Raw genomic sequence first — 19,155 nt, forward strand, 5'->3', positions numbered from 1 at the left:
ATTGCGAATAATCACGATCAGGAGGACCCCATGCACGAACGCGAACGCCATCGCATCATCTTGAGCGCCACACAGGAAAAAGCTGTCGTGACGGTGCAGGATATTGCCGAACTGACGGATGCGTCGGAAGCGACGATCCGCAGGGATATCGCGTCGCTGCACGTTCAGGGCAAGTTGCGCCGCGTGCGTGGTGGAGCCGAAGCGGTACATCCGCCGCAGCTCGGCAATCTCGCGGCAAGGCCGTTCCGTGTGTCCGAATCGGTCAACATCGACAAAAAACGCGCAATTGCGCGCAAGGCGGTTGATCTCTGCAATGATGGCGATGCGATCATCCTGAATGGCGGCACGACGACATTCCAGATGGTGCATTACATGGCGGCGCGCCGTCTGCAGGTGATGACCAATTCCTTCGCGATTGCGGAACATCTGGTCAAGCATTCCAAATGCAATGTCAGTGTGCCGGGCGGCGCGATCTATCGCGACCAGAGCCTCATCCTGTCGCCTTTCGAGAATGATGCGATCCGCAATTTTTATGCACGACGCATTTTTCTCGGTGCGCAGGGCGTGGGTGCGCTCGGCATCATGGAATCCGACGCACTGGTCATCCAGAGCGAGCAGAAGCTGATGCGGCAGGCGGAAGAACTGATCGTGATGGTCGATTCTTCGAAATTCAGAAAACGATCCAGCCTCATTTTATGTCCGCTCGAAAACGTCTCGACCATCATTACCGATGACGGGATTTCCGATGAGGCGGCGAGGATGGTGGAAGATGCCGGCGTCGAATTGCTGATCGCCGGCGCGGTGAAGGATGGCAAGACAGCCACCCCATCGGATGAAGAGGATTCTTCTTCGGTCGCCTGAGGAGCACCGGAGGGAGGAAAAAGGTTCAAAACGGGAGGAAAAGGGACATGAAACTTACACGCAGAACATTGACGAGCGCTCTGGCGCTCAGCGCGGCGCTCTCCGTCGCTGGACTGGGCGGCGTTGCCCAGGCAGCCGATGTGAAGATCGCACTGGTGGTCAAATCGCTCGGCAACGGCTTTTTCGAAGCCGCCAACAAGGGCGCGCAGGAGGCCGCAAAAGACCTCGGCGGCGTCGAGATCATCTATACCGGCCCGACCAGCACCACGGCGGAAGGCCAGATCGAAGTCATCAATTCGCTGATCGCGCAGGGTGTCGACGCCATCGCCATTTCCGCCAATGACCCCGACGCCGTGGTTCCGGCGCTGAAAAAGGCGGCGCAGCGCGGCATCAAGGTCATTTCCTGGGATTCCGGCGTTGCACCTGAAGGCCGCATTCTCCAGCTCAACCCCTCGTCCAACGCACTGATCGGCAAGATGTGCCTGCAGCTTGCCGCATCACATCTGGAAGGCGGCAAGGGCGATTTCGCCATTCTTTCGGCCACCACCACCTCCACGAACCAGAATATCTGGATCGACGAGATGAAAAAGCAGCTGAAGGATTTCCCCGGCCTCAACCTCGTCACGACAGTTTACGGTGACGACCTTGCCGACAAGAGCTACCGCGAAGCGCAGGGCCTGCTTTCCTCGCAGCCGAATGTGAAGGTCATCCTCGCACCGACGACGGTCGGCGTTCTCGCCGCCTCGCAGGCCGTGAAGGATGCGGGCAAGATCGGTCAGGTCTATGTGACCGGCCTTGGCCTGCCGTCTGAAATGGCCGGCGCCATCAAGTCGGGCGCGACCAAGGAATTCGCCATCTGGAACCCAATCGACCTCGGTTATTCCGCCACCCAGATCGCCTATCGCCTTGTGAAGGGCGAGGCAGACGGCAAGCCGGGCTCGGAAATCGAAGCTGGCCGCATGGGCAAGATCAAGGTTGGCGAAAACAGCGAAGCTGCTATGGCCGATCCCTTCGTTTATGACGCGAAGAATATCGATCAGTTCTCGAAGATTTTTTGACCTGAGTAGCAGCTGACGGCGGGTGGAGGGTTACCCCCCTCTCCCTCAAGGGGGGAGATCGGCCGGAAGAGAACGCTCGCTCATCCTCAACGTTGGAGATGGCCGAGAGGTCGCCACATATCGATCTCCCCCCTTGAGGGGGAGATGCCCGGCAGGGCAGAGGGGGGTGCCCCTCACCGCTTCAATCAAAACTGACCGGTAAGACGGATGATGCGTATCGAAACGAAAATTTTAGATGTCGTCGAGGCTTCAAATTCAACGCCCATTCTGGAAATGCGCGGCATCAGCCAGATATTCCCCGGCGTCAAAGCGCTGGATGGTGTCGATATCGCGCTTTATCCCGGCAAGGTCACCGCTCTGATCGGCGAGAACGGTGCTGGAAAATCCACGCTCGTCAAAATCCTCACCGGCATTTACCGTCCTAACGAGGGCGAAATCCTTCTCGATGGCCAGCCTGTCCATTTTCACAGCGCGCAAGACGCCATCGATGCCGGTGTCACCGCCATTCACCAGGAAACCGTGCTGTTCGATGAGCTTTCCGTGGGCGAAAACATCTTCCTCGGTCATTCACCAAAAGGCCGTTTCGGCCTCATTGACTGGAAGACCATCAATGCCCGCGCAAAGGTTCTGCTGGAACAGCTCGAAAGCACCATCGATCCGACGATCCGGCTGAAGGATCTGTCCATTGCCCAGCGCCATCTCGTCGCCATCGCCCGCGCGCTGTCGGTCGAGGCGCGCATCGTCATCATGGACGAACCGACGGCTGCTCTTTCCCGCAAGGAAATCGACGATCTCTTCCGCATCGTCGAAAATCTGAAGCGGCAGGGCAAGGCGATCCTCTTCATCAGCCACAAGTTCGACGAAGTCTATGAGATCGCCGAAAATTACGCCGTGTTCCGGGACGGCAAGATGGTCGGCGCGGGCAATCTCGCCGCCACGCCGCAGGACGAAATCGTACGCCTGATGGTCGGCCGCGATGTCACGAACGCCTTTCCGAAACAGGCCGTCACCCTCGGCCCGACGGTTCTGTCGGTCCGCGACTATTCGCACCAGACCGAATTCCGCGATATTTCGCTCGATCTGCGCAAGGGCGAAATTCTCGGCCTTTACGGGTTGATCGGCGCCGGGCGTTCGGAACTGTGCCAGTCGCTTTTCGGCATTACTCGCCCGGCCTCCGGACAGATTACCCTCAATGGCGAACCGCTCGTCATCCGTTCGCCGGAAGATGCGATCCGCGCCGGCATCGTTTATGTGCCGGAAGAGCGCGGCCGTCACGGTCTCGCGCTCGAAATGCCGATTTACCAGAACATGTCGTTGCCCTCCCTCACGCGAACCTCGCGCAAGGGATTTCTGGCCGCGGCCAATGAATTCGCGCTGGCGCGCAAATATGCCTCGCGGCTCGATCTGCGCGCCGCCGCCCTCTCGGTGCCCGTCGGCACGCTTTCGGGCGGCAACCAGCAGAAGGTGGTGATCGGCAAATGGCTCGCCACCCAGCCCAAGGTCATCATTCTCGATGAACCCACCAAGGGCATCGACATCGGCTCCAAAGCCGCCGTGCATGGCTTCATCAGCGAGCTTGCCGCCGAGGGGCTCTCCATCATCATGATTTCATCCGAACTTCCCGAAATCCTCGGCATGTCCGACCGCGCCATCGTGATGCGCGAAGGCCTGATGGCGGGCCAGTTCGAACGCGCCGATTTTTCTCCGGAAAAGCTGGTGCGCGCCGCCACCGGCAATGCCTGAGAGGGGCAAAACCATGCAACGTCTACTCAAAAATCGCGAATGGCTGCTGGCGGGTATCATCCTCATCATGATCGCCGGTTTTGCGCTGCGCGCCCCCGGTTTCGGCCGGCCGGCCAATCTCGTCAATATCTTCAACGATACTTCCATCCTTATCATTCTGGCGCTGGGCCAGATGGCGGTCATTCTCACCAAATCCATCGATCTCTCCGTTGCCGCCAATCTCGCCTTTACCGGCATGGCGGTGGCGATGACCAATGCCGCCTTTCCGGGCATTCCGTTGCCGCTTCTCATCGTCATGGCGGTCGGCATCGGCGCTTTTCTCGGTTCGCTTAACGGCGTGCTCGTCTGGTGGCTCGGCATTCCGCCCATCGTCGTCACGCTCGGCACGCTTACCATCTATCGCGGCATGGCATTCGTGCTTTCGGGCGGCGGCTGGGTGAATGCGCACCAGCTTTCGCCGACCTTCCTCAATGTGCCGCGCACCATGATCCTCGGCATGCCTGTCCTTTCCTGGGTGGCGATCCTCATCATCGCTGGCGCCTGGCTGGTGCTCAGCCGCACCTCCTTTGGCCGCTCGGCCTATGCGTCGGGCGGTAATCCGAGCGCGGCCGTCTATGCGGGCATCGATGTGGGCCGCACGCGCTTCTTCGCCTTCGTGCTGTCAGGCGCACTTGCCGGCCTCGCCAGCTATCTCTGGGTATCGCGTTATGCGGTTGCCTATGTCGACATCGCCGCCGGTTTCGAGCTGGACAGCGTGGCGGCGAATGTGATCGGCGGCATCTCGATTGCCGGCGGCATCGGCTCGGTGGCGGGTGCGGTGCTCGGCGCGCTGTTCCTCGGCGTCATCAAGAACGCCCTGCCCGTCATCGGCATCTCGCCCTTCGCGCAGATGGCGATTTCCGGCGTGGTGATCGTGCTCGCCGTCGTCTTCAACGCCCGCGCCGAAGCCAGAAAAGGCCGCATCATCCTGCGTGACCGAGCCGCAGCCGATCAGGCCAAGGAGGCCGCAGCATGAGCACGCCATCTCAACCGACGCAGAACGCGCGCATCATTCCAGACAAGCTCGGCACGCCACTACGCCGCATCATGGCCAGTTGGGAAGTGCTGCTGCTTGGCGTTGCGATCCTCATCTTTATCGCGAATTCGCTGGCCTCGCCCTATTTCCTCAATGCCTGGAACCTGTCGGACGCGACCTTCAATTTCACCGAAAAGGCGATTATCGCCTTTGCGATGGCGCTGCTGATCATCGCCGGCGAAATCGATCTTTCCGTCGCCGCCATCATTGCGCTCGCCTCCACCGCCATGGGCGCTGCGGTGCAGATGGGCATCGGCACGCCGGGCCTCGTCGCCATCGGCATCGGCACCGGGCTTTTATGCGGGGCATTTAACGGTTTTCTGGTCGCAGGGCTGAAACTGCCGTCCATTGTCGTCACCATCGGCACAATGAGCCTGTTTCGCGGCATTTCCTACATGGTGCTGGGCGATCAGGCCTATGGCAAATACCCGGCCGATTTCGCCTATTTCGGTCAGGGTTACGTCATCTCCGTCATTTCCTTCGAATTCGTGCTGTTCATCGTCATGGCAATCCTCTTCGCCATCCTGCTGCACGCCACCAATTTCGGCCGGCAGGTCTATGTGATCGGCAACAACCCGTTCGCCGCCCGTTTCTCCGGCATTCCCGTTGAACGCGTGAAGTTCATCCTGTTCCTGCTCACCGGCCTAATGAGCGGCATCGCCGCCGTCTGCCTCACCTCGCGCCTCGGCTCCACCCGCCCGTCGATCGCTCAAGGGTGGGAGCTTGAGGTGGTGACGATGGTGGTGCTGGGCGGCGTTTCCATTCTCGGCGGTTCCGGCACCATCGCAGGTGTGGTCATCGCGGCCTTTGTCATGGGCCTCGTCACCTTTGGGCTTGGGTTGCTCAATGTGCCTGGTATCGTCATGTCGATCTTCGTCGGCCTGCTTTTGATCATCACCATCGCCATCCCCATCGTTGTGCGCCGCCTTCGGGCCATGAGAGGCTGAGCCATGCCGGAATTCGAAAAACACGCCTTCAGGATGAAACTCTTTGCCGGAAAAGAGGCCGAATATAAAAAGCGCCATGACGAGATATGGCCGGAACTGGTGGCGCTGCTGCATGAGGCGGGCGTCAGCGATTATTCCATCCATCTCGACCCGGAAACCAACATCCTTTTCGGCGTGCTGACGCGGCCGAAGAACCACGGCATGGCGGCACTGCCCGACCATCCCGTGATGAAGAAGTGGTGGGCACATATGGCTGACATCATGGAGAGTAATCCGGACAATTCGCCCATTGCGAAAGATCTGGTGACGGTGTTCCATCTGCCATGACCGACAGCATCAAACCGGGCCGTGTCGCGGTCATCGATATCGGCAAGACCAATGCCAAGGTCGTCGTCATCGACACCGGCAGCGGAGAGGAGATTGCTGCCGAGAAACAGGCGAACCCTGTCCTTCGCGATGGAATTTATCCGCATTACGATGTGGAAATGCTCTGGCGCTTCATTCTCTCCGCCCTTCAGCGGTTCGGCCAGCAGCACGGTTTCGATGCGATTTCCATCACCACCCATGGCGCTTCGGCAGCGCTTCTCGATGGGAACGGCGATCTCGCCATGCCCGTGCTCGATTATGAACACAGCTATCCCGCAGCCATTCAGGAAGCCTATCGTGGCATCAGGCCTGATTTTGCCGAGACCGGCTCACCGCAACTTCCCGCCGGGCTGAACCTTGGCGCGCAAATCCATTTCCAGAAAGAGGCCTTTCCGGACGATTTCTCCAGAGTGCGAAGTATCGTCACCTATGCGCAATATTGGGCGGGGCGGCTGACCGGCGTTCAGGCCACGGAAACGACTTCGCTCGGCTGCCATACGGATCTCTGGAACCCGCGGCGGAAGAATTTCTCCTCGCTCGTCGCGCGTCTCGGCATCGAGCAGCTGATGGCGCCGGTTCGCTCCGCTTTTGATGTGCTGGGAACAATCCGCCCATCGCTGGCAATGGAAACCGGCCTTTCGCCGCATATGCCGGTCTATTGTGGCATCCACGATTCCAACGCGTCGCTCCTGCCGCATCTTCTGCGCCGGGACGGTGATTTTTCGGTCGTCTCCACCGGCACCTGGGTGGTGAATTTCGCCATTGGCGGCGCGGCGGGTGCGCTCGATCCCACCCGTGACACGCTCCTGAATGTCGATGCTTTCGGCCGTCCCGTTCCCTCCTCCCGCTTCATGGGCGGCAGGGAATATGAAATGCTCGCGCAACAATTCGGGGCAGCGGAAGACGAAGCGATAGACGCGGCGCTCAGCGGCGTGGTTGCCAGAGGCATGATGCTGCTGCCGAGCGTCGTCAGCGGCTCCGGTCCATTTCCCGACAAGGCGGCGCGCTGGATCGGCGATAAAAATGCCACGGCTGCGGAACGGCACGCGGCGACGTCGCTTTATCTTGCCCTGATGACGGAATTCAGCCTTTCGCTCATCGGGCGGAAAGGTCCAATCCTTGTGGAAGGCCCCTTCGCCAGCAACGCCTTTTATCTGAAGGCGCTGGCCGGCTTTGCAGAGACGGAAGTAACGGCAGTCGAAGGGTCTACCGGCACCAGCGCAGGCGCGGCCCTGCTCACCGGCATCAAACCGCTTTCTGGTCGCGAGCGCCATTTCACGCCGCACGATATTCCCGGCCTCACTTCTTACCGCGATGCCTGGCGAGGCCGTCTGGCCTGATGCGAAACAAAAAATGCGGCCGAATGATCGGCCGCATTATGATTTTGCAGAAGGATCAGCCCTCGATGAAGGCCAGGAGATCGGCGTTCAGCACATCGGCGTTGACGGTGAGCATGCCGTGCGAGAAACCGGGATAGGTCTTCAGCGTGCCGTTCTTCAGGAGCTTCACGGCCTTCAGTGCAGAGTCGGCAATCGGCACGATCTGGTCGTCTTCGCCATGCAGCACCAGCGTCGGAACGCTGATATTCTTCAGGTCTTCGGTCTGGTCGGTCTCCGAGAAGGCCTTGATGCCATCGTAATGGGCCTTTGCGCCGCCCATCATGCCCTGACGCCACCAGTTCTGGATAACGCCTTCATGAACGGTCGCACCATCGCGGTTGAAGCCGTAGAACGGGCCGGCTGGCACATCGCGGAAGAACTGCGCGCGGTTTGCGGCGAGCGACGAGCGGAAGCCGTCAAAAACCTCCATCGGCAGGCCTTCCGGATTGGCCTCGGTCTTCAGCATCAGCGGCGGCACGGCGGAAACGAGAACCGCCTTGGCGACACGGCCGGCGGGTTCGCCATGTTTGGCGACATAACGGGCAACTTCGCCGCCGCCGGTGGAGTGGCCGATATGGACAGCATTCTTCAGATCGAGAGCTTCGACGACGGCAAAGGCGTCGGCGGCGTAGTGGTCCATATCGTGACCGTCGGCAACCTGGGCGGAACGGCCATGACCACGGCGGTCATGGGCGACGACGCGAAAACCCTTGGAAACGAAGAACAACATCTGCGCATCCCAGTCATCGGAGCTGAGCGGCCAGCCATGGTGGAACATGATCGGCTGAGCGTCCTTCGGGCCCCAGTCCTTGTAGAAGATTTCGGTTCCGTCTGTCGTCTTAACAAAGCCCATGATCGTTTCTCCTTCGGTTGCGTTGGCATCTCTGGTGCAGCCTGTTGTGCGCCGGTTTGATGGAGGGATGATGACGCAGGATAACGGTTGCGACAATTGCAACAATAATTGAGAATGAATTGCTGTTTATGAAATTATCTTTTCGAACCGCATACCATTCCGGCACACGCGTCGACCCGCTCCACGCCCTCATGCACGGGTAAGAACGAGATGACAGGCGGACGGTTCCTTGAATTCGACACGCCCCTCGGCCTCAGTCAACCTCGGGATCGTACTCTCTGGGGCTCTCGTCCTTCGAGAACAGGACGCAGGGCCCGCGTGAACCGCGCGGATCATAGGCATATCCCTTGGCGGTCAGGGCCTGCATGATATCGCGAACCCCGGCGAGACCGTAAAGATGGTCATGCAGCTCCACGAATATCCGCTCCACGCCGGTCAGATCGGCCCTGCCAAGCAGGTCGCGTTCCGCGCCCTCGATATCCATGACAAGCGCGGTAATGCCCCGGCTGGCGATAAATTCATCGATATTGGCGGAGGAGATTTCGATGCGCTTTTCATAGGGGCCCTGGTTTTCGTCCATGGACGACATCCAGAGATCCTTGCGAACATAAAAAGAATAGGAGCTCGGCTCGTCGGCGGTAAGAAGTCCCTGCGAAAACACGACATTGCCGCGGCAATTCGCCTTGATCACCCGCTCTGCCAGCGCCGCCGTGGAAGGGTTGGCCTCGAAAGCCCAGACGGAAACGTCCTCAATGCCAGCAATGATCGACGTGATGATCCCGATACCGGAGCCCAGCTCCAGCACACGATCGCCGGGCTTGATGGCTTTCAGGACGCTGCGGGCCTCTTTCGCCTCGTAGCTGCCGTCGGTCAGCGCCTGCCAGATGACGGGCGACACCTCATCGGGAGAAAGAGGCAGGGCAACTCCATGCACGTCCAGTATTTCCATGTCTCAAGCCTTTTCGCAAAACCCGGCCGCTTCGTCGGAATGATCCCATATCGACCGGGAATGCTCTACAGCATCGTTGCGGCAACCGGTATCGGTTTTCGCAAGCAACAATATGACTTGGTAAAAATTCAAGATACGGCCGCCGTCAAACAGGCCCCGTCTCAGACGGAACTCCAGGCCACCAGCTCCTTGGCCGGCAATGGCCTGCTGATCAGATATCCCTGAACCTGATCGCATCCCAGACGCCTGACGCATTCATATTGCTCTTCCGTCTCGATACCTTCGGCAATCGTCGTCATCCGCAGACTGCGACCGACACCGACCACGAATTCCACGATCGCCAGCGCATCGCGGTCGCTGGTGATATCGCGCAGGAACGAGCGGTCGATCTTGATCTTGTCGAAGGGTACGCCGCGCAAGTTGGCGAGCGATGAATAGCCGGTGCCAAAATCATCCATGGCGATCTTGATGCCGACGGCCTTCAGCCGCGACAGCGTATTGATCGTCTGGTCGCTCTTGTTGAGCAGGATCGATTCGGTGATTTCAAGCTCGAGCCGGCTCGGCTCCAGCCCGCTTTTCTCAAGCGCGCCCATGACGTTCTGGATGAGACTGGTGCTGTGGAACTGAACCGGCGACAGATTGACGGCTACCTTCATGTCCTCGTCCCAGCCCATCGCCTCGCGGCAGGCGGTCTCCATCACCCATTTTCCGAGCGAATGGATGAGACCGGTTCTTTCCGCCACGGGAATGAAAACGCTGGGCGGCACATCGCCCCGCACCGGATGTTTCCAGCGCAGCAGCGCCTCGAAGCCGCAGAGCTTGCGGGTCTGCGTCGCCACCTGCGGCTGGTAATAGACTTCCATCTCGTCGTTCTGCAACGCGGTCTGCAGATCGGCCTCGAAGGATTTCTTCTCGGTCAGCTGTTTCTGCATGCGGACCTTGAAAACGCTCGCCCGGCCGGGGCCGATAGCCTTGGCCTCATAAAGCGCCAAGTCGGCACGCTTGAACAATTCATCCGCATCGACGGCGCCGTGCGAAATGGCGATGCCGATGCAGGTGCCAATTTTGACCTCCTGCTCACCCAGCTGGTAAGTGCGGCTGATCTGGTCGATGAGCTTGGTGGCAAGGCGGCGGGCGGCGTCCTCGTTCAGATCGTCGGAGACGACGGCGAATTCGTCGCCGCCCAGACGGCAGACCATGTCATAATCGCCGCCGATGGCCGAAAGGCGCTGCGCCACGGCCTGAAGCAGCGCATCGCCCGCATCGTGGCCGAGCGTGTCGTTCACGTCCTTGAAGCCGTCGAGATCGAGGAGAAGGATGGCCGTCGTTCCCGTACCGCCGAAGGATCGGCGCAATCTCTCGATCAATTCCTGCCGGAACAGCGCGCGGTTCGGCAGGCCCGTCAGCGCATCGTGATAGGCATCATGCTCGAGCCGGACATTTTTCGCCTGCAATTCCAGCGTGGCGGCACGTAGATCGTCCGTCAGGCCGCGCATGCTTTTCTGCGCGCGGTTCAGGAGGTCGTTCTGGCGAAGCAGCAATATGACAAGTGCTATACCGCACAGGATGAGGCCGCCTGCCAGCGCGGTGTAAACGATATGCAGCTTGCGCACATCCTCATGGGCCGTATCGATGAGATTGACGTCATAAGCGACGGAAGACGAGGCCAGCGTCGTCATCGGCGCGTCAAGTGCGCTCATTGCCGAAAGCAGATCCGGCACATCGGCCGGATTAAGGTTGTTCACCTGCTGCTCCAGACGGGCCAGAACGGCATCAAGACGGGTCACTAGATCCCGCCACTGCTGCTTTTCGTCGATGAAGGCGCCCAGATTGCCCTGCTTCAGAAGCTCAAGGCGGCTCAGCATGATGTCCAGACGCAGTTGCAACTCGTCCCGGTCGATCTTGCCGGGATTGAGCGCAAAGACGGCCAGCTTGTTCTGGAGGCGCAGATATTCGGCTACGGTCTGGCTGACGGCCCAGGAATCATTGTAGCGGGCGAATTTCTGCAGAGCGGTCTGCCGCTCGGCAATGACGAAAGCGATATAGCCCGTTGCCAGGACGAAGCAACAGATGATCACCGCCACAAGTTTTCGCAAACGGCACCTTTATTCCACTATCAGTTTGGCAACTTGCCATGCGGACCGCGAATAATAGGTCTGCTTCTGCAGCTCCGGGTCGCTGTCATAGGGATAGATGACGAACAACGGGCCTTTTTCGCGAACTGTCATGTAATTGCCATCCAGCTTGATCGCCAGGATAACGTTAAATTTCTTAAAATCTTCAATAGGTATCGTGCTGACATAATCGTTGAGAGCGACCGCCGTGACGCTGGTGCCCTTTGCACCGACGACATCCATCAGTTTCGCCAGCGAGACACCATCGAAACGGACACGGCCGTCATGCCAGGGCGTCGTCGTCTCCACCCTTTCCATGCCGAGCGCTTCCAGCATGTCACGATCAAATACCGCGGCGCCATCGGCATTCGTATTACTGATGTTTCCGGATATGGTTAATATCGGCTTTCCCTGCGGTTTGGCAATTTCCCCGGCTTCGGCACAGGAAAGCCACGCAAGCGACAAGAACGCACTGAGAAGTACCCGGGCGAAACTCATACTTTTTCTCCATCGATAACGTTCAGGTCGAGGGTTTTCACCAACCTTTGAAGGTCAAGGGAACCGACGTTAGCAATATATATCAGGAACTGATGTTATATCCTCACTGAGATTTTATCCGTATTTTCTCTAGGTTTTGAGTAAACCCTTTGGATAATTTTTCCGTCTTATTGTAGTTTTTTACACTCGACGCCCTGTTATGACGCAGGCGGCAAGCCCCGGAGACCCCTCCCGATAATTCGTCAGGTGCGACAAAGGCCGAATTGTGGCGAGAGCCTCGCCGTCGCCGCACAGGTTCATCTGATTCGCGTGAGGCGGCCGGGCAGGCGACGCCCCATCTCCGCGCCGGATTGAAATGACGAATGACAAATTCCGCATCATAGAAAAATCATGACGATTGCCGGAGCGCATGGTTGAAACATACCGCCCGGAACTTAATATAAAGGCTGTCGTTTCCGTTTCCGGCAATTCCAGAAGCCTCTTGTCGGAAATATCCAGACACATGTTCCGCGCAGCGAAAGCCGCGATGCCGGTTCGTCCGGCCAGGACAATTCTGTTCACGTCTCCGGGCCGGACGGCATTCGCCGTATCGGCCGCATCATGAAGGTAGCCCCTATGCACACCTATCCCGACATCAAACTTCTCATTGATGGCGAATGGCGAGACGCCGTTTCCGGCAAGACGATCGCCGTGTCCGATCCGGCAACCGACGAGATCATCGGCGCGATCGCGCACGCCGAGAAGGAAGACCTCGATCTGGCGCTTGCCGCCGCCGAGCGCGGTTTCAAGCTGTGGCGCGACACCTCCCCCTTCGAGCGCTCGAAGATCATGCGCAAGGCGGCCGATATCCTGCGCGAGCGCAAGGACAAGATCGCCTATATCATGACCCGCGAGCAGGGTAAGCCGCTGGTGCAGTCGGGCACCGAAATCATGGGTGCCGCTGATACCATCGACTGGTTCGCGGAAGAAGCACGCCGCACCTATGGCCAGGTCATTCCGGCCCGCGCGAGCGGTGTTTCGCAGCTTGCCATCAAACTGCCGGTCGGCCCTGTGGCGGCGTTCACGCCGTGGAACTTCCCGATCAACCAGATCGTCCGCAAGCTTTCCGCAGCGCTCGCCACCGGCTGCTCCATCATCGTCAAGGCGCCCGAGGAAACACCGGCATCGCCGGCCGAACTCATTCGCGCCTTCGTGGATGCGGGCGTGCCTGCCGGCGTCATCGGTCTCGTTTACGGTGTTCCATCCGAAATTTCGGAATATCTGATCCCGCATCCGGTCATCCGCAAGATTTCCTTCACCGGTTCCACGCCCATCGGCAAACATCTGGCCGCACTTGCGGGCAAGCACATGAAGCGCGCCACGATGGAACTGGGCGGCCACGCGCCTGTCATGATCTTTGACGATGCCGATATCGACAAGGCGATCGAAGTGACCTCGCTTGCCAAGTTCCGCAATGCCGGTCAGGTCTGCGTCGCCCCCACCCGCTTCCTCGTGCAGGACGGCGTGGCCGATCGCTTCCTTGAAGGTTTCGTGGAAGCGACGAAGGCCATCAAGGTCGGCAACGGTCTCGAAGATGGCGTCATCATGGGCCCGCTCGCCAATGAGCGCCGCATTCCGGCACTGGAAGGCCTCATCAACGACGCCGTTTCCCATGGCGCAGAATTGAAGACCGGCGGCCGTCGCATCGGCAACAAGGGCAATTTCTTCGAGCCGACGGTTCTCGCCAATGTGCCCACCACCGCCAAGATCATGAATGACGAGCCCTTCGGCCCGGTCGCGATCATCAACCGCTTCTCGAGCTTCGATGACGCCATCACCGAAGCGAACCGCCTGCCCTTCGGCCTTGCATCCTACGCCTTTACCGGTTCGGTCAAGACCGCGCACGCACTTGGCCAGCAGGTAGAGGCCGGCATGCTGACCATCAACCATAATGGCCTTGCGCTTCCCGAAGTCCCCTTCGGCGGCATCAAGGATTCCGGTTATGGCACGGAAGGCGGCTCGGAAGCGGTTCAGGCCTATCTGGAGACCAAATTCGTCAGCCAGATGAGCTGAAGTTAGTTTGTCACGAAACTTCTTCTCCCCGTCGGGGAGAAGAAGTAAGCGGCACCCACTCGGTCCGTCAGCACTCTTCGAAAGTTGCTCAGCCCTTGCCTCCGGCCTCATCCTGCCCTAAAAGAACAAAAAGTGAACCTTGAGGGCAATATGAGCGACACGGCGGCACCTGCATTGAAGGAAATCTTCAACCGCGAGAAACTGCGGCATATCGCCGATCAGACCAGGGCCGTTCATCCGCAGTTTGACATCTCAGCCTTCATGGCGCTCGCCACCGAAAACCTCGAGGCCTTGGGCATCATGCAGCGCATGCGGCAGGTGGCGACGAGCCTGCATGCGACACTTCCCGGCGACTATGCCCGCAACATCGAAATCCTGACCGCCGCAGCGCCGGGCATCGGCAACGGTTTTGCCTCCATTTCGCTGCCGGAATATGTGGCGCTCTACGGCCTCGATGATTTCGATCTTTCCATGGCAGCGCTGCATTATTTCACCCGTTTCGGCTCCTCGGAATTCGCCATCCGTCATTTCCTGCAAAGGGATATGGCCCGTACCCTTGCCGTGATGGAGACATGGTCACGACATGAAAACGAACATGTGCGGCGGCTGGCGAGCGAGGGCTGCCGGCCGCGCCTGCCATGGTCATTCCAGCTCAAACCCCTGATCGACGATCCATCCCCGGTCACTGGTATCCTCGAGGCCATGAAAGCTGATGAGGCGCTTTATGTGCGCAAATCCGTCGCCAATCATCTGAACGACATCACCAAGGACAATCCCGCTTTCGTGCTGGCGCTCATCGATGCATGGCCGAAGGAAAACCCGCATACGCGCTGGATTACACGCCAAGCCCTGCGCACGTTGATCAAGAAGGGCGACGCCGCCGCGCTTGCCCATCTTGGCGCGCATGAGGAAGCGGAAATTGCACTTGCGGCATTTCAGGTTACGCCGGACAAGGTGGGTCTCGGCAACCCTGTGCGGATTTCAGCCTCTTTCACCTCGACGGCGAAACGCCCGCAGAAACTGGTGATCGACTACGCCGTGCACTACGTGAAGAAGAGCGGCGACGCCTCGGCGAAAGTCTTCAAGTGGAAAGAAATCGAGCTTCAGCCCGGTGAGACATGCGCGCTGTCGATCAGCCGCGCCATACGTGATTTCACCACCCGCAAACACTACCCCGGCCTTCACAGGGTTGACCTGATGATCAACGGCAAGCTTGTGGCAGAAAGCGCCTTCGAACTTCTGGGCTGACAACGGCTCACGCCGCCGGGAAAATTTTCGCCCGGCGGATGATGACGGAACCGCGGTCACCGGCAGCGACATCGTTTTCCGGCGGCACGTCAAATTCCAGGATGTCGCCGCCATCGGTGCTGGCGATTACCCGGCGTTCACCCGCCCGGTCGAGAACCCGCGCCACCGAGGCGGGAATGCCCTCATGCAGATCTTCCCATTCGAGATCGCCGGGGCGGGCATAGATATCCACGACGCCATCGCCCTGCGCATAGGAGAAAGGCAGCTCATTGTCACCGACATAAACCTTGCCGCCGCGCGCCACGCCGGAGACCCGGTTGGCATCACCCAGAAAGCGCATGACAAAGGCGCTGTTCGGCTGGCGGCAGACCTCCTTCGGCGTGCCCTCCTGTACGATTTCGCCCTGATTGAGGATGACAACACGATCGGCAAGATCGAGCGCCTCTTCCTGGTCATGCGTCACGAAAATCGTGGTGATGCCGAGCGAATCGTGAATCTCGCGCAGCCAGCGGCGAAGATCGCGGCGCACATTGGCGTCCAGCGCTCCGAAAGGCTCATCGAGCAGCAGCACCTTGGGATCGACCGAAAGCGCACGCGCCAGCGCCACGCGCTGCCGCTGCCCGCCGGAAATCTGCGCCGGGAAACGGTCGCCCAGACCATCAAGCTTCACCAGCCGCAAAAGCTCCCCGACGCGGGCGTCGATCGCCGTCTTGTCCCGCTTCACCTTCGAGACCTTCATGCCGAAAGCGATGTTTTGATGCAGAGTCATATGCGGGAAAAGCGCATAATGCTGAAACACGAAACCGACGCCGCGGTCACGCACCGGAATATTGGTGGCGTCCTCGTCGCCGAAAAAGATACGGCCGCCATCGCTATATTCGAGACCGGCGACCATGCGCAAAATCGTCGTCTTGCCGGAGCCTGAGGGACCGAGCAGCGCCAGAAGCTCGCCGCTTTCGATATCCAGCGAAACATCGCGCACGGCGCGGAAGGTATCGAAGGTCTTCACCACATTTTCGAGGCGGATTTTCATGGGAATCAGGTCTCCGTGGCGATGGCGGCATCGCCGTTGGTCTTCTTGGCGCCGCGTCCGGCGCCGCGCCCTTCCAGCGCCACCTTGGCGATGATGGTGACGACGGCGAGCAAGGCAAGGATGGAGGCGGACGCGAAGGCGCCGGCCGTCTGGTAATCGTGGTAAAGCAGCTCGATATGCAGCGGCAGCGTATTGGTCTGGCCGCGAATATTGCCCGATACGACCGATACCGCGCCGAATTCGCCCATCACGCGGGCATTGCAGAGCACGACACCATAAAGCAGCGCCCATTTGATGTTCGGCAAGGTCACCGAAAAGAAGGTACGCCAGCCGGATGCGCCAAGCGAGGTCGCCGCCTCCTCGAGATCGCGACCCTGCGCCTGCATCAGCGGGATCAGTTCACGCGCCACGAAAGGCGCAGTCACGAACATCGAGGCGATGACGATGCCGGGAAGCGCGAAGAGTATCTTGATATCATGCGCATCGAGGAACGGGCCGAACAACCCCTGAAGGCCGTAAACGAAGAGATAGGAGACGCCGGCGACGATCGGCGAAATGGAAAAGGGTATTTCGATCAGCACCAGCAGGAAGCGCCGGCCCGGGAAATCGAACTTGGTGATCGCCCATGCGGCGGCCACACCGAAGGCGGTATTAACAGGCACGGCGATCAGCGCCGTCAGTACCGTCAGCATGATGGCGTGGCGGGTATCGGGATGGGTGATGGTGGCGGAATAGACCTTCCAGCCCTGCGAAAAGGCTTCGACGCCGATGATGACAAGCGGCGCTAAGACCAGCAAGGCACCGATAACAAGCACGAAGGCAATCAGGCTGCGGCGAACAAGAGGCGCGTCGCCAACCCGTGGCGGCTTGCGGTGTGAAGAAACGGCACTCATGTCTCAGCCCCTCACCGTGTAACGAAGCGCGCGCGCCTGCAGGTAATTGGTCACCGCCAGCATCACGAAGGCGGTGATGAGCAGCACGGAGGCGATGGCGGCCGCCGCCTGATAATCATATTCCTCCAGCCGGATGAAGATCAGCAGCGCGGTGATCTCAGTCGAAAACGGCTGGTTGCCGGCGATGAAGATGATCGCCCCGAATTCGCCGAGGCTGCGGGCGAAGGACAGCGACAGACCGGCGAGCAACGCCGGCGTCAGGAGCGGCAGGATGATCTTGCGGAAAATTTCGAGATCGGAACCACCGAGCGATTGCGCCGCTTCTTCCAGCGCCGGATCGAGGTCTTCCAGAACCGGCTGCACGGTGCGAACGATGAAGGGCAGGCTGGTAAAGGCCATCGCCACCATGATGCCAAGCGGCGTGTAGGCCACCTTGATGCCGAATTGGGAAAGCACCGAGCCGAACCAACCATTGCCCGCAAAAAGCGTCGTCAGCGCAATGCCGGCAACGGCGGTCGGAAGCGCAAAAGGCAGATCGACGATGGCGTCCACGATGCGCCAGCCGGGAAAGCGGTAACGTGTCAGCACCCAGGCAAGCGCCACCCCGAAAATGACGTTGAACAGCGTGGCGGCCAGCGCACAGAGCACGGTAACACGATAGCTGGCGACGGCGCGCGGAGAAGAGATGATCGACCAATATTCGGCAGGGCCTAGGCTTGCCGCCTTGAACACCAGCGCCGAGAGCGGCAGAAGCACGATGATGGCGACGTAAGTCAGGGTAACGCCAAGGGACAATTTCAGCCCCGGCAGAACATTCCGTTTCAAACCCCGCCCCCAATTCATCAAAAAGCGACCCGGCAGTTTCCCGCCGGGTCTTCTATCTGTTCTTTGTCGTTGTGATTAACGGCTGCCGTAAAGCGTATCAAGCGTCGCGCCGGATGCAAAATGCTCTTTCTGAATTTTGTCCCAGCCGCCGAAGACATCATCGACGTTGACGAGGCGAATGGCCGGGAACTTATCCTTGAACTCGCCAACGACCTTTTCATTTTGAACGCGGTGGCCAAATTCGGCGGCGATGCGCTGGCCTTCCTCGGTATAGAGGAAGTCGAGATAGCTCTTCGCCAGATCACGCGAGCCGCGCTTGTCGACCACCTTGTCCACCACGGCCACCGGGAATTCGGCGAGCAGGCTGACGGAGGGCACAACGCCTTCCACCTTGTCGGCGCCATATTGCTTGGCGATGCCGCGGGTCTCGGCTTCGAAGGTGATCAGCACGTCGCCGATCTCGCGTTCCACGAAAGTGGTGGTGGCGGCGCGGCCTCCGGTGTCGAAAACCGGCGTATTGTCGAAGATTTTCTTGACGAATTCCTGGACCTTCTTCTCGTCGCCGCTGAATTTCTCCTTGGCGTAAGCCGTGGCGGCGAGATAGGTGTAACGGGCGTTACCCGAGGTCTTCGGATTGGGGAAAACGATCTTCACATCATCACGGGCAAGGTCGTCCCAGTCCTTGATACCCTTGGGATTGCCGGCGCGCACGAGGAAGGATGGGAAGGAATAGAACGGCGATGCGTCGTTCGCAAAATCCTTCTTCCAGTCGGCGGAAACGAAGCCCTGCTTCACCAGAAAATCGACATCGGTCACCTGGTTAAAGGTGACGACATCGGCTTCAAGACCCTCGACAATGGCGCGCGCCTGCTTGGAGGTGCCGGCATGCGACTGATCGACGGTTACGCCCGGATGCTGCTTGATAAACGCCTCGTTCTCGGCCGCAAAAACTTCGCGGGCGACATCGTAGGATGCGTTGAGGATGGTGGTCGGAGACTGCGCCTGCGCCGCACCTGCAAAAAGAGCGGCAAACGCAGTACCGATAATGAGAAGACGTTTCATGAATACCCCCGGCAATTCGAATGGTGTTCAACATAGCGGGCGGCGGCAACGCCCGCGAGAAACAACTGTGCCTTGCAGGGGCATGGATTGGAAATTTCACCCAAAGAATAAGCACTCAAAAGGTGATGATTTCATATAGGGCAAGAAGCCGAATTTCTTTTGCGTCACCCTTCCCAAAATCTCGGAGAGAACCATGAAA

Annotated in this window: 17 protein-coding genes; 9 read left to right on the forward strand and 8 right to left on the reverse strand. The window is 59.4% G+C overall.

The features are described 5' to 3' along the window. Window positions 1–30: 30 nt before the first annotated feature. The 7 genes from MRBLRC7O_RS16885 to MRBLRC7O_RS16915 all read left to right on the forward strand — a co-directional run bounded on the left by MRBLRC7O_RS16885 (window position 31) and on the right by MRBLRC7O_RS16915 (window position 7,390). Window positions 31–861, forward strand: coding sequence for a DeoR/GlpR family DNA-binding transcription regulator (locus MRBLRC7O_RS16885; RefSeq protein ID WP_003507004.1), 831 nt, complete (start codon window positions 31–33; stop codon window positions 859–861). A 47-nt stretch (window positions 862–908) separates the two neighbouring features. Then, window positions 909–1,919 (forward strand): rhamnose ABC transporter substrate-binding protein, encoded by a 1,011-nt coding sequence (gene rhaS, locus MRBLRC7O_RS16890; protein WP_367727502.1) that lies wholly within the window; start codon window positions 909–911, stop codon window positions 1,917–1,919. Window positions 1,920–2,126: 207 nt separating this feature from the next. After that, complete coding sequence (locus MRBLRC7O_RS16895; protein ID WP_162690261.1) at window positions 2,127–3,662, forward strand: sugar ABC transporter ATP-binding protein; 1,536 nt, start codon at window positions 2,127–2,129, stop codon at window positions 3,660–3,662. Window positions 3,663–3,675: 13 nt separating this feature from the next. Next, entirely contained in the window at window positions 3,676–4,677 is a 1,002-nt protein-coding gene (locus MRBLRC7O_RS16900) for an ABC transporter permease (protein WP_003507007.1), read from the forward strand. After that, window positions 4,674–5,684 carry an ABC transporter permease gene (locus MRBLRC7O_RS16905; RefSeq protein WP_003507008.1) on the forward strand — a complete coding sequence of 337 codons (1,011 nt, stop codon included), beginning with the start codon at window positions 4,674–4,676 and terminating at the stop codon, window positions 5,682–5,684. The genes MRBLRC7O_RS16900 and MRBLRC7O_RS16905 overlap by 4 nt, the downstream gene beginning before the upstream one ends. A gap of 3 nt (window positions 5,685–5,687) precedes the next feature. Continuing rightward, window positions 5,688–6,011, forward strand: a complete 324-nt coding sequence (gene rhaM / locus MRBLRC7O_RS16910) for an L-rhamnose mutarotase (protein ID WP_060724897.1) — start codon at window positions 5,688–5,690, stop codon at window positions 6,009–6,011. Further along, complete coding sequence (locus MRBLRC7O_RS16915) at window positions 6,008–7,390, forward strand: FGGY-family carbohydrate kinase (protein ID WP_112539564.1); 1,383 nt, start codon at window positions 6,008–6,010, stop codon at window positions 7,388–7,390. Before rhaM ends, MRBLRC7O_RS16915 begins: the two co-directional genes overlap by 4 nt. A 55-nt stretch (window positions 7,391–7,445) precedes the next feature. Here MRBLRC7O_RS16915 and MRBLRC7O_RS16920 read toward each other — a convergent pair whose 3' ends face one another. The 4 genes from MRBLRC7O_RS16920 to MRBLRC7O_RS16935 form a co-directional block, all read right to left on the reverse strand. Next, window positions 7,446–8,282 carry an alpha/beta fold hydrolase gene (locus tag MRBLRC7O_RS16920; protein ID WP_020812002.1) on the reverse strand — a complete coding sequence of 279 codons (837 nt, stop codon included), beginning with the start codon at window positions 8,280–8,282 and terminating at the stop codon, window positions 7,446–7,448. 253 nt (window positions 8,283–8,535) lie between these two features. Next, a complete protein-coding gene (locus tag MRBLRC7O_RS16925) occupies window positions 8,536–9,231 on the reverse strand; it encodes an FkbM family methyltransferase (protein ID WP_060724900.1) in 696 nt (231 codons plus the stop codon). A gap of 161 nt (window positions 9,232–9,392) precedes the next feature. Next, window positions 9,393–11,327, reverse strand: coding sequence for a putative bifunctional diguanylate cyclase/phosphodiesterase (locus MRBLRC7O_RS16930; RefSeq protein WP_003507017.1), 1,935 nt, complete (start codon window positions 11,325–11,327; stop codon window positions 9,393–9,395). Between the two features lie 9 nt (window positions 11,328–11,336). After that, the gene (locus tag MRBLRC7O_RS16935; RefSeq protein ID WP_060724901.1) at window positions 11,337–11,843 is read right to left on the reverse strand and encodes a putative pterin-binding protein; all 507 of its coding nucleotides are present in this window, start codon (window positions 11,841–11,843) and stop codon (window positions 11,337–11,339) included. A gap of 615 nt (window positions 11,844–12,458) precedes the next feature. On the opposite strand from MRBLRC7O_RS16935, the gene MRBLRC7O_RS16940 reads away from it, so the two are divergent. Further along, complete coding sequence (locus tag MRBLRC7O_RS16940) at window positions 12,459–13,895, forward strand: NAD-dependent succinate-semialdehyde dehydrogenase (RefSeq protein ID WP_112539562.1); 1,437 nt, start codon at window positions 12,459–12,461, stop codon at window positions 13,893–13,895. A 150-nt stretch (window positions 13,896–14,045) separates the two neighbouring features. Beyond that, window positions 14,046–15,143, forward strand: coding sequence for a DNA alkylation repair protein (locus tag MRBLRC7O_RS16945; RefSeq protein WP_112539560.1), 1,098 nt, complete (start codon window positions 14,046–14,048; stop codon window positions 15,141–15,143). Window positions 15,144–15,150: 7 nt separating this feature from the next. Here the strand turns inward: MRBLRC7O_RS16945 and MRBLRC7O_RS16950 are convergent, their stop codons facing one another. The 4 genes from MRBLRC7O_RS16950 to cysP are packed head-to-tail and all read right to left on the reverse strand — an operon-like array spanning window position 15,151 to window position 18,956. After that, complete coding sequence (locus tag MRBLRC7O_RS16950; protein WP_060724904.1) at window positions 15,151–16,176, reverse strand: sulfate/molybdate ABC transporter ATP-binding protein; 1,026 nt, start codon at window positions 16,174–16,176, stop codon at window positions 15,151–15,153. Between the two features lie 5 nt (window positions 16,177–16,181). After that, complete coding sequence (cysW, locus tag MRBLRC7O_RS16955) at window positions 16,182–17,069, reverse strand: sulfate ABC transporter permease subunit CysW (RefSeq protein ID WP_060724905.1); 888 nt, start codon at window positions 17,067–17,069, stop codon at window positions 16,182–16,184. Between the two features lie 3 nt (window positions 17,070–17,072). Beyond that, on the reverse strand, window positions 17,073–17,912 hold the full coding sequence (cysT, locus tag MRBLRC7O_RS16960) for a sulfate ABC transporter permease subunit CysT (RefSeq protein ID WP_080570316.1): 840 nt from the start codon (window positions 17,910–17,912) through the stop codon (window positions 17,073–17,075). Between the two features lie 57 nt (window positions 17,913–17,969). Further along, a complete protein-coding gene (gene cysP / locus MRBLRC7O_RS16965; protein WP_112539558.1) occupies window positions 17,970–18,956 on the reverse strand; it encodes a thiosulfate ABC transporter substrate-binding protein CysP in 987 nt (328 codons plus the stop codon). Between the last annotated feature and the right edge of the window lie 199 nt (window positions 18,957–19,155).

The sequence above is a fragment of the Agrobacterium radiobacter genome (genome assembly GCF_040801995.1).
Classification (GTDB): Bacteria; Pseudomonadota; Alphaproteobacteria; order Rhizobiales; family Rhizobiaceae; genus Agrobacterium; species Agrobacterium radiobacter.